This window comes from Mariniflexile maritimum (assembly GCF_009746565.1).
Classification (GTDB): Bacteria; Bacteroidota; Bacteroidia; order Flavobacteriales; family Flavobacteriaceae; genus Mariniflexile; species Mariniflexile maritimum.
Genome location: NZ_WRPN01000007.1, coordinates 101,543 through 115,846, shown reverse-complemented (window position 1 = coordinate 115,846; position 14,304 = coordinate 101,543). Strand labels below are relative to the sequence as shown.

The 14,304-nt window shown below is 38.6% G+C and carries 8 protein-coding genes; 7 read left to right on the top strand and 1 reads right to left on the bottom strand.

The genetic code is table 11. From position 1 onward, the window contains the following. The first annotated feature begins 26 nt into the window (after positions 1-26). The 5 genes from GQO80_RS10610 (at position 27) to GQO80_RS10590 (ending at position 9,398) form a co-directional block, all read left to right on the top strand. Positions 27-1,292, top strand: a complete 1,266-nt coding sequence (locus tag GQO80_RS10610) for a glucose-1-phosphate adenylyltransferase (RefSeq protein ID WP_157208337.1) — start codon at positions 27-29, stop codon at positions 1,290-1,292. Between the two features lie 81 nt (positions 1,293-1,373). Beyond that, a complete protein-coding gene (locus GQO80_RS10605; RefSeq protein WP_157208336.1) occupies positions 1,374-3,311 on the top strand; it encodes an alpha-1,4-glucan--maltose-1-phosphate maltosyltransferase in 1,938 nt (645 codons plus the stop codon). A gap of 1 nt (position 3,312) precedes the next feature. Next, entirely contained in the window at positions 3,313-4,944 is a 1,632-nt protein-coding gene (locus GQO80_RS10600) for a trehalose synthase (RefSeq protein WP_157208335.1), read from the top strand. Between the two features lie 6 nt (positions 4,945-4,950). Next, positions 4,951-6,861, top strand: coding sequence for a 1,4-alpha-glucan branching protein GlgB (gene glgB, locus GQO80_RS10595; RefSeq protein ID WP_157208334.1), 1,911 nt, complete (start codon positions 4,951-4,953; stop codon positions 6,859-6,861). A gap of 134 nt (positions 6,862-6,995) precedes the next feature. Beyond that, on the top strand, positions 6,996-9,398 hold the full coding sequence (locus GQO80_RS10590) for a glycoside hydrolase family 31 protein (protein ID WP_157208333.1): 2,403 nt from the start codon (positions 6,996-6,998) through the stop codon (positions 9,396-9,398). Positions 9,399-9,401: 3 nt separating this feature from the next. On the opposite strand, the gene GQO80_RS10585 is transcribed toward GQO80_RS10590, so the two are convergent. Further along, entirely contained in the window at positions 9,402-11,249 is a 1,848-nt protein-coding gene (locus GQO80_RS10585) for a cation:proton antiporter (protein WP_157208332.1), read from the bottom strand. Between the two features lie 309 nt (positions 11,250-11,558). Between GQO80_RS10585 and GQO80_RS10580 the strand changes: the two genes are divergently transcribed. Then, positions 11,559-12,419 carry an MBL fold metallo-hydrolase gene (locus GQO80_RS10580; RefSeq protein WP_157208331.1) on the top strand — a complete coding sequence of 287 codons (861 nt, stop codon included), beginning with the start codon at positions 11,559-11,561 and terminating at the stop codon, positions 12,417-12,419. 117 nt (positions 12,420-12,536) lie between these two features. Further along, a complete protein-coding gene (locus tag GQO80_RS10575; RefSeq protein ID WP_157208330.1) occupies positions 12,537-14,144 on the top strand; it encodes a S8 family peptidase in 1,608 nt (535 codons plus the stop codon). Positions 14,145-14,304: the final 160 nt, after the last annotated feature.

Below are 14,304 nucleotides of genomic sequence, written 5' to 3'. Positions count from 1 at the left end.
TACAAACAATTCTAAACTAATTAACCATGATAAACAATAAAGTTTTAGCCATAATTTTAGGAGGTGGCCAAGGTTCCAGACTTTACCCTTTAACTGAAACAAGGTCGAAACCCGCGGTTCCCATAGCTGGAAAATACAGGTTGGTGGATATTCCTATTTCCAACTGTATCAATGCAGACATTAAACGCATTTTTGTATTAACACAATTCAATTCGGCATCATTAAATCGCCATATTAAGGACACCTACCATTTTAGTTTCTTTAGCAGTGCCTTTGTTGATGTACTTGCCGCCGAACAAACACCTACAAATAAAGGCTGGTTTCAAGGAACTGCCGATGCCGTTAGGCAAAGCATGCACCACTTTTTAAGGTACGATTTTGAATATGCGCTCATCCTCTCTGGTGATCAATTATACCAAATGGATTATGACTTGATGGTTGACGCCCATATACAGCATAACGCCGAAATATCCATTGCCACCATTCCCGTAAACGCTAAAGATGCCACCTCGTTCGGTATTTTAAAAGCCAATGATGAAAACGTGGTAACCTCATTTATAGAAAAACCCGACGCTAATTTATTGCCAGAGTGGACCTCGGAAGTTAGCGACGAAATGAAAAAGGAAGGCAGAAACTACCTAGCATCTATGGGTATTTATATTTTTAATAGAAGCCTTTTGGTTGAATTGATGAACGACCCGTCAACCATCGATTTTGGTAAGGAAATCATTCCACAATCCATTAACGACCATAAAACATTGAGCTATCAATATGAAGGCTATTGGACCGATATAGGGAATATCGATTCCTTTTTTGAAGCAAACATAGGCCTTACAGAAGATATCCCGAAATTTGATCTTTACGACAACACCAAACGTATTTACACCCATGCAAGAATGTTGCCTACCACAAAAGTATCGGGAACTACACTAAACAAAGCCGTAATTGCAGAAGGCTGTATTATTGGTGCCGCAAAAATTGAGCAATCGGTAATTGGGGTACGATCAAGAATTGGTGCCGACTCAACCGTTATCAATACCTACATGATGGGTAGCGATTATTATGAGACCCTGGAAGAAATTGAAAACTATAAAATTAGAATCCTGATGGGTATTGGCGAACGCTGCTTTATTAAAAACGCCATTCTCGACAAAAACTGCCGTATTGGTGACGATGTTCGGATTAACGGTGGTAAACACCTTGAAGATAAAGAAACCGATATGTACGTGGTAAAAGAAGGCATTGTGGTTATTAAAAAAGGCGCCGTAATTCCTGTGGGCTATGTTATTTAATCGTTATCGTAAATAAAAAGTCCAAAAAAAATAGTGTTAAAAATTAGTTTTTTTTCTGTCTTTTAAAATCAATTAAATAGAATGCAAGACCAAAGAAGAGTCGTTATAGACTATATAGCGCCCAGTGTAAACGGTGGCGAATTTTATATAAAACGTGTTGTTAATGAACTTGTTAACATAAAAGCCAATGTTCTGGCCGATGGGCACGATGTACTGGGCGCATCGGTGCTCTTTAAACATGAAAACGAAAAAAAATGGCGCGAAAACCGTATCCATTTAGTGGTAAACAATGAATGGGAAGGTGCTTTTCAAGTTGAAAAACAAGGTTTTTACTCCTATAAAATTGAAGCTTGGGTAGATTATGCCCTAAACTGGCAACACGGCATTGAACGAAAAATTGCCGATAACCAGCATGTTAATTCAGAATTGCTAGAAGGTGTTGCATATCTTAACGATGTACACGAAAAAGTATCGCATAACGATAAGCTGTACCTAGACCATCTAAAAAATATCTTTGTAAACGAACATAATTATAACGAGGCCATACAAGAAGCAACAAGCCAACGGCTTCATCATATTTTTTTCAATCATCCCCAGAAAATATTGGCAAATACTTCCAAAGAATTTAAAGTATATGTTGATAGAAAAAAGGCGCGTTTCAGCACGTGGTACGAATTTTTTCCACGCTCGGCTTCACAGCATCAAGGCGTACATGGTACGTTTAAAGACTGCGAAAATTTGTTGCCCAGGGTCGCAAAAATGGGCTTTGATACCCTGTACTTACCACCTATTCATCCCATTGGCGAAGTTAACAGAAAAGGTAAAAACAATACCACCACCACCGTTGAAGGCGACGTGGGTTCTACGTGGGGCGTAGGCTCGCACCACGGTGGGCACAAAGCCATTCACCCGCAATTGGGCAGTTTGGACGATTTTAAGTCGTTAATCCAAAAAGCAAAGGAACAGAACATTGAAATTGCCATGGATTACGCATTGCAGGCAGCCCCCGATCATCCGTGGGTTAAAGAGCACCCACAATGGTTTAAATGGCGACCCGACGGGACGGTGCAATATGCCGAAAATCCGCCAAAAAAATATCAGGATATTTTGCCTATTTATTGGGAAACAGAAGATTACAAAGCGCTATGGCAGGAATGTTTGGATATTCTACTGTATTGGATTGATTGTGGCATCAACGTTTTTCGTGTTGACAACCCCCACACCAAACCTTTTTACTTCTGGAACTGGATAATAAACAACGTAAAGACCAAACATCCCGACGTTATTTTTTTAGCGGAAGCTTTTACAGCACCCAAAGTTATGCAACAGCTTGCAAAACAAGGTTATACACAATCATACACTTACTTTACCTGGCGCAACAACAAACATGAGCTTATTGAATATGTTGAAGAACTCACCAAAAGTGAACTTAGCGAATACATGCAGCCCAATTTTTGGCCTAATACACCCGATATTAACCCCATGCATTTGCAAGGCGCAAACGAATCAAAGCACATACAGCGCTATGTACTAGCGGCTACCTTAAGTTCCAGCATCGGTATTTATGGCCCGGTTTATGAATACATGTTGAGTGATGCCTTACTGGGCAGGGAAGAATATTTGAATTCGGAAAAATTTCAAATAACGCACTACGATTGGACTATTGAAAACAAATTAACCACTGTTATCTCTAAAATAAATCACATTCGCCATCAAAACGAGGCGCTTCAGCAAACCAACAATATTAAGTTTTGCTACATTGAAAACAACAATTTATTAGGTTTTTACAAGTGGAACGATGCCAAAACAAACGAACTCTTAATCATCATCAGTTTAGATGCCTATAACTCCCAACAAGGTACGGTGCAATTGCCTTTGCGCGAATTGGGCATTCATGCAGGCCACAACTTAAAACTTAACGATTTAATAACCAATAATAATTACAATTGGTACAGTGAATGGAACTTTGTAGAATTGCACCCAACCTTGCCATTCCATATTTTTAAGTTAACCAAATAGTATGGAAAAAAACACAACGATAAAAGAATTGGACACCGTTTTCAATTTTAACGGTTCGTGGGAAAAACTGTTGGACGACAGCAATTTCCTAAAAATATTTTTATCGGATGTTTTACAAAACTATATTGTTAAGCAACGTTGGTTTGGTGGTAAGGCAAGTACCATTAAGTACATCGAACTAACCGAATATTTCAAGATCCAGCAACATGGCGAAATTTATTTCGGCCTATTGTTGGAAGTCGATTTTGTTGAAGCGTTTTACCAACATTACTTTTTACCCATTGCCTTTGTAACCGATTTGGAATTTGCTCCAAACAACAGGATTCTTCCCATAAAGATTAACAACCAATATGGGTACATTATTGATGCCGTTAACTTGGAAGCCTTTCGGAAATTGGTCTTTCAACGTATTGCAACTTCCTTACCAAAAGATACTACCAAAGTACAATACCACAAAAGTGCGCGCTTTCAGGATTTGGTTTACAAATCATCGCGGTTTATGGGTTTAGAGCAAAGCAACACCTCCTTAATCTATAACGACCAATATGTGCTAAAGTTTTTTAGGCGTATTTTTGCCGATAAAAATCCCGATTATGAAATGAGTCGGTTTTTATCTGAAAAAAAGGAATTTAAAAATACACCTTCGTATTTAGGGAGCATTAATTTGGTGGATGCCGATAACGATTACATCACCATTGCCCTAATGCAGGAACTGGTGCCCAATCAAGGCGATGCATGGGATTATATGTTAAAAGCATTGCACAACGTTTTTTTAAGATTGCAATCGCAAAACATTGACGTTAATACGTTACCAAATGCCGAATTATTTGAACGCTTAACCAATGCCGACATCCCGAAACAAATAAGCGATTGGGTGGGTTTAGACCTTTTCACAAAAGTGGAAACCTTGGCAAAACGCACCGCAGAAATGCATATTGCCTTAGGCTCGGAATTTGAGGAAACTGCCTTTACGCCAACGCGCTTTAACGGCGATTACACGGTTTGGTTAAAAAACCGTATGATCTATCAGTTTCAAAACAGGTTGAATACCATCGAAAACAACCTTCACAAACTAGATGGATTGGCCCTAGAGTTGGCCCTTGAATTTTTGGATAAAAAAAATGCCATTAGAAAACGGTTCACCACCTTCGATTGGACCAAGCTTAAAGGTGAGCGCATACGGGTTCATGGCGATTATCATTTAGGACAAATTTTAGTGAAGGACGACGATTTTTACATCCTCGATTTTGAAGGAGAACCCGAAAGTACCATCCGCGACCGTAAAGTAAAACAACCGCCTTTAAAGGATGTTGCTGGCCTGTTCAGGTCGTATCACTACGCTATTTATGCGACCATTTTCAACAATAATAACCATTTTGGTGCCTTAACCCAAAACGATTTATTTAAAGCCGGCGAAATACTATACAATTATATTACAGGCCTCTTTTTAGGTACTTACGTTACCGAAACACAAAACGCCAACCTAAATTTAGGATACAACCAAGAACGCATTTTCATACTAAAATACTGCTTATTGGAAAAAGCAGTTTACGAATTGGGTTACGAGCTCAATTCGCGCCCACAATGGGCAGTGATTCCTTTAAAAGGGATTTCTAATATTATAAACCACTAACTTTTTATGGCTCAAGTACAAGTTTACAGTCTATTTACAGAATTCGACATCAATCTTTTTAAAGCAGGAAAACATTATAGGCTTTATGAAAAAATGGGGTCGCACATCATTACCGTCAATGGTATTGAAGGCACTTATTTTGCCGTTTGGGCCCCTACCGCTAAACAAGTTTCGGTTATTGGCGACTTTAACTATTGGATTGAAGGCGAGCACCAACTAAACGTGCGCTGGGATTCCAGTGGTATCTGGGAAGGCTTTATTCCCATGGTTGGTAAAGGCAATATCTATAAATACAAGATACAGAGCAACAACAATAATATAAAAACCGAAAAAGCCGATCCCTATGCGCGCCGTTGCGAGCACCCACCTAAAACGGCCTCCGTTGTTTGGAACGATGCCTATAAATGGAACGATGCCGACTGGATGAAAAAACGCAAAAAACACAATGCGTTGGATGCGCCTTATTCGGTTTACGAAGTACATTTAGGCTCATGGAAACGCCATTTAGAAGAAGACCGCTTCATGTCGTATTACGAATTGGCCGATGATTTAGTGAACTATGTAAAAGAAATGAACTTTACGCATGTAGAGCTCATGCCCATTATGGAATTTCCCTACGACCCGTCATGGGGCTATCAAATTACGGGCTATTTTGCACCAACATCGCGCTTTGGCTATCCTGAAGAATTCAAATATTTGGTTGATAAGCTTCATCAAAACGATATTGGTTTAATTTTAGATTGGGTACCATCGCATTTTCCCGAAGACGCACACGGTTTGGGCTTTTTTGATGGCTCCAACCTATACGAACATCCCGATAGGCGCAAAGGCTACCACCAAGATTGGAAAAGTTTGATTTTTAACTACGGAAGAAACGAAGTAAAATCGTTTTTAATAAGCAATGCTATTTTCTGGATGGACCAGTACCATGCCGATGGGTTGCGGGTTGATGCCGTGGCTTCGATGCTGTTTTTGGATTATTCAAGAAAAGATGGCGAGTGGGAACCCAATACATATGGCGGAAGGGAAAATTTAGATGCAATTGCCTTTCTTAAAGAATTAAATGAAGAAGTGTATGCCTCCTTCCCCGATGTACAAACCATTGCGGAAGAATCAACCGCTTTTCCGGGGGTTTCAAAACCCGTATTTTTGGGCGGTTTGGGCTTTGGCATGAAATGGATGATGGGATGGATGCACGATACGCTCCAATACTTTGGAAAAGACCCAGTTTACAGAAAATACCATCAAAACGACATTACCTTTAGCTTAGCCTATGCCTTTTCCGAAAATTTCATGTTGCCACTGTCGCACGATGAAGTGGTTTACGGCAAAAACTCCATCTTAGGAAGAATGCCCGGTGATGAATGGCAACGTTTTGCAAATTTGCGCCTGTTGTTTGGGTATATGTTTACCCATCCCGGTACCAAATTAATGTTCATGGGCACCGAGTTTGGGCAATACAACGAGTGGAATTTCCAAGAAAGCCTGGACTGGAACTTATTGGAATTCGAGCCCCATAAAAACTTCCAAAACTATTATAAAAACTTGAATGTATTTTATAAATCGGCACCGGCACTATTTGAAAAAGCATTTTCTGGTGAAGGCTTTGAATGGATTAGCTACGACGATTACGAAAATTGCGTTATTTCATACATTCGAAAAGGAAACGAACCCAACAAAAACCTGGTTGTGGTTTGCAATTTTACGCCTTTAGTGCACGAAAATTATAAAATTGGTTTACCCGTAAATGGAAAACTTGTTGAAATTTTCAATAGCGATTCCAAAGAATTTGGTGGCAGTGGCGTTTCAAACAAAAAAGAAATCACCATAAAAAAACAACCTTGGAACGGAAAGGAATATGCCGCAGAAATACTTGTAGCACCATTGGCCGTAACGGTTTTTCAATTTAAACCTTAATTGTTTGATAAATTCAAATTAATAGCCTGTTATATTGCGCTTTATACAATTTGTTGAGGGTTTTTTTCATAAAAACACGCTACTTCCCAATATAAAAATTAGTATTTTCGCAGCTTAATTATTTTTTTCATTTTATGATTTTAAACACAGAACTCGAATACAAAGGGAATTTATTTCCATCAAGCATAATTTCTTATAAAAAAAACTTAGATACCTTATCCTTTACGGCCGCAAACAATGTTGTGCTTCAGGTTACCGTACAGCGCGATAGTGTTTTGCGCTTTAGATACACAACCACCGGTATTTTTGACAAAGATTTTTCGTATGCCATCACTAAATATGCCAGTAGGGGCTACAATTTTCTTGAAGTAACCGAAGAGGCCGATAAATACATTATCACCACTTCAAAACTCATTTGCCATATTGCGAAAATAGACATGCGCACCGCTATGTACGATGCCAAGGACAACACGCTTATTTGCGAGGACGAACTTGGTTTTCATTGGGAAGAAAGCTATGAGTTTGGTGGCGATATCGTTAAAATGTCTAAAATTTCGCAAGAAAGTGAGGCATATTATGGTTTGGGCGACAAACCTGTTGATAACAACCTAAAAGGCAAACTTTTTGAAAATTGGGTAACCGATTCGTATGCCTACGGAAAAAATACCGACCCAATTTACAAGGCCATTCCTTTTTATACAGGTTTGCACCATAAAAAATCGTATGGCATTTTCTTCGACAATTCCTTTCGCACCTTTTTCGATTTTTGCCATGAACGCAGAAACATAACCAGTTTTTGGGCACAAGGTGGCGAGATGAACTATTATTTTATTTATGGCCCCGAAATGTCGGATGTCGTTGCCATGTACACCGATTTAACAGGAAAACCCCATGAACTGCCCGCGCTATGGACCTTGGGCTACCACCAATGCAAATGGAGCTATTACCCAGAATCGAAAGTAAAGGAAGTAACCGATAAATTTAGGGAATTGCAAATACCATGCGACGCCATTTACTTGGATATTGATTATATGGAAGGTTTTAGATGCTTCACGTGGAGCAACGAATACTTTCCAGACCCTAAAAGAATGGTTAAGGAATTGGCCGATAACGGGTTTAAAACCATCGTTATTATTGACCCCGGAATAAAAATCGATAAAGAGTATTCGGTATTTCAAGAAGGTTTGGAAAAAGATTATTTCTGCAAACGTGCAGATGGCCCCTACATGAAGGGTAAAGTATGGCCCGGTGAATGTTACTTCCCAGATTTTACAAATCCGGAAGTACGCGAATGGTGGTCCAATTTATTCAAGGAACTTGTTGAAGATATAGGTGTAAAAGGCGTTTGGAACGACATGAACGAACCCGCTGTTATGGACGTGCCCGGAAAAACGTTTCCATACGATGTAAGACATGATTATGACGGAAACCGTTGCAGTCACCGTAAAGCACATAATGTTTATGGGATGCAAATGGCAAGAGCAACTTACCAAGGGCTTAAAAAATTCGCTTACCCAAAACGTCCTTTTGTAATTACCAGAGCTGCTTATTCAGGTACGCAACGCTACACATCTAGCTGGACAGGTGATAACGTGGCAAGTTGGGAGCATTTAACTATTGCTAACATTCAAGCACAACGTATGTGTATGTCTGGGTTTTCATTTATTGGCTCGGATATTGGTGGTTTTGCCGAACAACCAAACGGCGAGCTTTATGCCCGTTGGATACAATTAGGCATTTTCCATCCATTTTGCAGAACCCACTCATCGGGCGACCATGGCGACCAAGAACCTTGGGCCTTTGGTGCCAACGTTACCGATATTGTTAGAAAATTTATCGAAATAAGGTACCAATTATTGCCTTATTTATACACGGCTTTTTGGAGGTATGCCAATGAAGGGATTCCTATTTTAAAATCGTTGGTACTTTACGATCAACACGATACGCACAACCACTACCGAAATGATGAATTTATTTTTGGCGAAAAAATATTGGCTTGCCCAATTACCGAGCCAAATGCGAAAGGAAGACGCATGTACTTCCCAATTGGAAAGTGGTACAATTTCTGGAATGACCAAGTGGTTGAAGGCGGCCAAGAACTTTGGGTGGATGCCGATTTGGATAGCATGCCCATTTTTGTAAAAGAAGGCGCTATAATACCCAAATATCCCATTCAACAATTTGTGGGCGAAAAACCCCTTGAAGAATTGATTTTGGATGTATATTATAAAGCAGGCGAAGAAACCTCGCAGGTTTTTGAAGATGCGCAAGATGGCTATGATTATATAAAAGGCCGATACAGTTTGCGCAATTTTAAATTAGTAGGCAAGGAAAAGTCGGTCATCATTCAACAGTTCAAATCGGGTAAATATATTACGCCTTATCAAACCTTGAAGATTAAGTTCCATGGGCTACCATTCAATATTGCCATGATTCAAATTGATAATGAAGAAGTGTTATTTGAAGACGTAAAACTTAATGGCGATAATACCATTACAGTAAGCAAAGAATTTACCGAGCTTCATATAAAAGCATAGTACCTAAATACCCCGCTGTTTCGTTTTTACATTAAAAGGCTTCCCAAGATATACCAACTTGTAGCCTTTTTCTATTTTATCGATAGCCTTATTATACGAAGAAATTATTTCCAATACGCCGTGTTTATCTTTCACGAGTAAGGGAATAATTTCTTTGTCGTTATTGGTAATTTCGATAAGTTCATCGTAATGAGCTTTATCTTTCAGTTCAATTTCATGGATTTTAGGATGCTTACGCGCCACTTCCGAGAGTGAATTAAAATCATCGGTATGTGAAAATAAACCTTCTTTCGGGTTGTTTTCGGGGTCGTTCATTTCTTCAACGGTAATCAATCTATAATAACCGCTCTCACCAAACTGGTTTCTAAATTTATTAATAGCATCGTCGTTTATATCGGCACTTGCGGTTAATGCCAATATAAATCCAATATCGTTTAATTCAATATTATCACCCAACTCATCAGAATAGATATCCGTATTTATGGCTTCCAATCCTGCTTCCTGTGCCAGTTGTATGTTGTTCTGGTTGCTATCAATTAAAACAACATGCCTACCATTATCTTCTAAATAACGCGCAATAATTCTGGAAAATTGGGAAGCACCAACCATTAAAACTCCTTCGGAACGCTTAAGAAAAACGCCAATTAATTTTGCAAACGGACGTGCGGTAGTGGCATTTAACAAAACTGTTCCCAAAACGATCATAAACACCAAAGGGGTAATATATTCTGCGCCTTCAACGCCTTGTTTTATCAGTTTACTACCAAAAAGCGATGCGATACCCGCCGCAACAATGCCCCTAGGGCCTACCCAACTTATAAAAACCTTTTCATTAAATTTTAATGTGGAACCTATGGCACTTAAAAAAACGCCTAATGGCCTAATAACAAATACAACCGTGCCAAAAAGTGCCAATGTTTTCCAGGTATAAAGCAGCATTAAATCTTCCATATTAATATTTGCCGCCAGTAGAATGAACAATATGGAAATTAGCAACACACTTAAAGATTCTTTAAAATAAAGCAGTTCCTTTATGTTATCAAGCTTACTGTTTCCCAAAACCATTCCCATAACAACAACGGCCAATAACCCAGATTCATGCGCAAAAATTTCAGATTCCACGAAAACCAACAACACGGTTGAAAGCGATACCACATTTAAAAGATAGTGCGGTACAAAATTTTTGTTAATGGCATAAGCCAGTGCATGGGCAAACGTAAAACCAAATGTTGTTCCAAAAAGAACGATTTTACCAAACTCAATTAAAGCGGTTCTTGTAAAACCGCTATCGCCTTCAACACTTATAAACTCGAAAACCAATACGGCAACCAAGGCACCAATGGGGTCTATTAAAATACCTTCCCATTTTAAAACGGTTGAAACATCTTTTTTTAAAGGAATATTTCTTAAAATAGGCGTTATAACGGTGGGGCCCGTTACAATAATCAATCCTGCAAATAAAAACGAAATATCCCAACTTAAATTAAAAAGAAAATAGGCCAGAACACCCGATGAGAAAAAAGTAACCACAGACCCTAATGTGATTAATTTAGTAATTACGGGACCTACATTGTTTATTTCAGAACGTTTTAATGTTAAGCCACCTTCAAAAAGAATAATACTAATAGCTAATGATACAAAGTAAAACAAACCATCGCCCGGAAACAACCCTTTGGTTCCGTTCCAAACGGGCTCTATCCATTTACTGCCATCTTCATTTATATACGTTGACGCTATTGGACCAACCAACAAACCTATCAATATTAAAGGTAAAATAGCGGGAATTTTAAATTTCCATGCAACCCACTGCGCTAAAATACCTAATATGATGATGCCCGCTAATTCTAACATAAATTCTATTTTGCGGTTAAATTAACAATAAAAACCTGAAAAGTAAATCTGCCCTTGAATATTCTTCCATTAATTTGAAAATGGATTATATAAAAATTGATGGTTCAAATCTGTTTTGAAAATACAGAACACCACCATTTTAAATTATGAAATTCAAAATAAATCAACCATTTAGAAGGTTTTTTTAGTGCGTTTTAAAAGAATTATTAACAACCCATCAAATTTGCATGACTTTTATCATAAATTAGTTCTTAACAAAATCTTAATTTTTCCCCCTAATTATAAGACTTTTCATAATTTTACAACCGTATGAACTTATTTCCTATTAATGCAGGCCATTTTAAGCTTGATGGCGGTGCCATGTTTGGTGTGGTACCTAAATCGCTGTGGCAAAAAACCAATCCTGCCGATGCCAATAACATGATTGATCTGGCAACGCGTTGTTTGCTGATTGAAGATGGCAATCGCCTTATTTTGATAGATACCGGCATGGGCAACAAACAATCGGACAAGTTTTTTGGCTATTATTACCTGTGGGGAAACGACACCCTGGACAGTTCGCTTAAAAAACACGGTTTTCATCGGGATGATGTTACCGATGTGTTCATGACGCACCTACATTTTGACCATTGTGGCGGAAGCATTCAATGGAACAACTCAAAAACAGGCTACGAACCCGCTTTCAAAAATGCCCATTTTTGGAGCAATGAGGCCCACTGGAACTGGGCAACCCAACCCAATAAACGCGAAAGGGCTTCGTTCTTGAAAGAAAACATTTTGCCCATGCAAGAAAGTGAGCAGCTTAAATTTACCGCTTTGCCCGAAGGCCATATACTTAAAAATTCTGAACTTGGTTTCGATATCTTTTTTGCCAACGGACATACCGATAAACAAATGCTCCCGCTTATTAAATACAAAGATAAAACCATAGCCTACGTTGCCGATTTATTGCCAACTGTTGGGCATTTGCCCATTTCGTTTGTTATGGGCTACGATACCAGACCCTTAATAACCTTAGAAGAAAAAGAAACTTTTCTAAATATGGCGGCAAAACATAATTACTATTTGTTTTTAGAGCACGACGCCCATAACGAAATAATAACCATTGAAGAGGCTGAAAAAGGCTATAAAGTAAAAAACATATTCAAATCGCAAGATATATTTCAATAATTAAAAATAACTCATTCTAATTCTAACGCACGATACACGCTTTTGAAAATTTTGATTCTTAAATGGAAATTAAAAAAACAGCACGTATCCATTAAAAAAACAAAAAACTATTATCACATGAAAACAATTAAAACAATCATGCTATCGGCTGTAATAGCCGTATTATTCTCTGGCTGTGGCGGTACCGCTAATGTGCTTTCAACACCTATTGAAAATATCGATAATTCGCCCCTAAAAGTTTCCGAGCTAACCGAAAACGAAAAACATAACTGGGGCCATTTAGATCTGGCAAAAGACACCATTCCGGGAATGAGCGTTGATAAAGCTTACGCTGAAATCATAAAAAACAAAAAAGGTAACATGGTTATTGTTGGCGTTATAGATTCTGGTATAGATATTGACCACGAAGACTTAAACGATGTGATATGGACCAATAAAGGCGAAATACCAAACAACGGAAAAGACGATGATGGCAATGGCTATATTGACGATGTACACGGTTGGAACTTTTTAGGCGATGGTTATAATGAACAGTTGGAATACGTGCGCATTTTGGCTAAAGGCGATACCAGCAACCCCGATTATGCCAGGGCACAAGCTGAATACGATAAAGAATACCAAAAATACATGGGCTATAAAACCAATTACGACCAAATTTTGCAACAACTTACTTCAGCCGATGAAGCTTTATCCAAACATTTAGGCAAAAAAGATTATACCAAAGAAGAGGTTAACGCCATAAAAACCGAAAATGAAGATTTGAATAAAGCCATACAAATAGCCAAATACATGTACGGTAACGGCATGAAATCATTAGCCGATGCAAAAAAAGAAATCAACAACGGCCTAGAAAGCATCAACGACCGTTTAAACTACAACCTAAACAAAACGTTCAAAGGGCGCATAAATGGTGATGATCCTGAAAACATGAATACCAAATTTTACGGCAACGGCAATGTAAAACCCGTGAAGATAACCGAAAGCCATGGTACGCATGTTGCAGGTATTATTGCTGCAGAACGCAACAACGGAAAAGGTGCCAATGGAGTCGCAAACAATGTAAAAATCATGTCGGTTAGAGCTGTACCAAATGGCGATGAGTACGACAAAGACGTTGCACTGGCTATCCGTTATGCAGTAGATAACGGCGCCAAAGTTATAAACGGAAGCTTTGGTAAAAGCTATTCACCTCACAGCGCATGGGTAAGGGATGCCATTAAATACGCCAGCGACAAAGACGTGGTTTTTGTTCATGCCGCTGGAAATGACAGTAACAATGTTGACGTGGAAGCTAATTTTCCAGATGATAATGTAGGTGGAAAAGAAATTTCAGATACTTATATCCGAGTGGGTGCCCTTGAGCCTAAATACGGTTCAAATATGGTAGCGAATTTTTCTAACTACGGAAAACAAAACGTTGATGTATTTGCTCCCGGAGCCAAAATCTATTCAACAACCCCAGAAAACGACTATCAAACAAAAGGAGGCACTTCTATGGCGGCGCCTGCCGTGGCTGGTGTAGTGGCTTTAATACGTTCATACTATCCAAACTTAACCGCGGCACAGGTTAAACAAATCATTTTAAATTCTGGCTTAGCCATAAAAACTAAAGTAGTGGTTGGTGGCGATACAAATAACGTAAAACCGTTTGCCGATTTATCAAAATCGGGAAAAATTGTTAATGCCTACAACGCCTTAATCATGGCTGCTGAAATGTCGAAATAATATTGATAAACCCTTTTTTCAATTGAAAATCACTAGGTTTTCAAAACATCAACATCAACCGAAAATAGATTCTGAAGAAATTTCAGAATCTATTTTCATTAATTTAAAAACCGTTTTCAATAAACTCCTTATTTAAAACATCCCCATTAAAGAACCTTCA

Bases quoted from the DNA above. Each gene is read 5' to 3' on its own strand.
- GQO80_RS10585 (WP_157208332.1), bottom strand. From the start codon at position 11,249: ATGTTAGAATTAGCGGGCATCATCATATTAGGTATTTTAGCGCAGTGG.
- GQO80_RS10580 (WP_157208331.1), top strand. From the start codon at position 11,559: ATGAACTTATTTCCTATTAATGCAGGCCATTTTAAGCTTGATGGCGGT.
- GQO80_RS10590 (WP_157208333.1), top strand. From the start codon at position 6,996: ATGATTTTAAACACAGAACTCGAATACAAAGGGAATTTATTTCCATCA.
- GQO80_RS10600 (WP_157208335.1), top strand. From the start codon at position 3,313: ATGGAAAAAAACACAACGATAAAAGAATTGGACACCGTTTTCAATTTT.
- glgB (WP_157208334.1), top strand. From the start codon at position 4,951: ATGGCTCAAGTACAAGTTTACAGTCTATTTACAGAATTCGACATCAAT.
- GQO80_RS10610 (WP_157208337.1), top strand. From the start codon at position 27: ATGATAAACAATAAAGTTTTAGCCATAATTTTAGGAGGTGGCCAAGGT.
- GQO80_RS10575 (WP_157208330.1), top strand. From the start codon at position 12,537: ATGAAAACAATTAAAACAATCATGCTATCGGCTGTAATAGCCGTATTA.
- GQO80_RS10605 (WP_157208336.1), top strand. From the start codon at position 1,374: ATGCAAGACCAAAGAAGAGTCGTTATAGACTATATAGCGCCCAGTGTA.